Annotated in this window: 2 protein-coding genes; both read left to right on the top strand. The window is 64.7% G+C overall.

The window, feature by feature from the left end; translation table 11 throughout:
* Positions 1 to 561, top strand: a 561-nt coding sequence (locus A3722_RS15185) for a cytochrome B (RefSeq protein WP_150120509.1), incomplete at its 5' end; no start/stop codon positions are given.
* Positions 558 to 780 (top strand): hypothetical protein (locus tag A3722_RS15180; RefSeq protein ID WP_150120508.1); only part of this gene is annotated, 223 nt, incomplete at its 3' end. The genes A3722_RS15185 and A3722_RS15180, both read left to right, overlap by 4 nt.

Below are 780 nucleotides of genomic sequence, written 5' to 3'. Positions count from 1 at the left end.
GTGATGTTCATCGGCGCGGGGCTGATCCTCGCGCTGGTGGCGGCGCTTATGATCGGCGCCTTCTGGACACCCCGGCAGACGGAAAATGCCACGCGGGATGAAAAGTTCTGGATCATCGGTCTGGGCCTGTGTTTCTCCATCGTGGTCCTCGCAGCTTTGCTGGCCTATGGTCTGGTCACCGGCGAGCGGCTGATGCCCCGCGCCGCGGCGGATGTGGTGCGGGTCGAGGCCGAGGCCCGGCAATGGGCTTGGCGCTTTTCCTATGACGACCGCCCCGGCCATGTCACCGAGAACCTGCTGCACATCCCCGCCGGGCGGCCCGTGGATGTGGCGATCACCAGCCGGGATGTGGTGCACAGCTTTTGGGTGCCCCGTCTGGCTGGAAAGCTGGACGCCATTCCCGGCCATGTCAACGTGCTGCGGATTGAGGCCGATGCCCCCGGCACCTACCGGGGCCTGACCGCCGAGTACAACGGCGCGGGCTACAGCCGCCATACCTTCTCGGTCGAAGCCCATGACTCGGCGGGCTGGGCCGCCTTTACCGCGAAGGAGACGCCATGAACGCGCTGCGCCGTCACCGCAAGTTGGATGCGATCTGGGGCTCCGAGCCGGGCTGGAAGGGCTGGACCAGCAGCGTAAACCATTCCGACCTTGGACGGATGTTTCTTGTCACTGCCTTCTTCTTCTTCCTCGTCGGTGGTGTGTTGGCGATGTTGATCCGCGCGCAACTGGCGACGCCTGATTCTGCTTTCGTGGATGCCGGTGCCTTTGCGCAGTTCT

It is taken from the genome of Sulfitobacter sp. HI0027, assembly GCF_001634775.1.
GTDB lineage: Bacteria > Pseudomonadota > Alphaproteobacteria > Rhodobacterales > Rhodobacteraceae > Sulfitobacter.
Note: the sequence above shows the minus strand (reverse complement) of the source record. Positions and strands in the feature narration are given on the sequence as shown.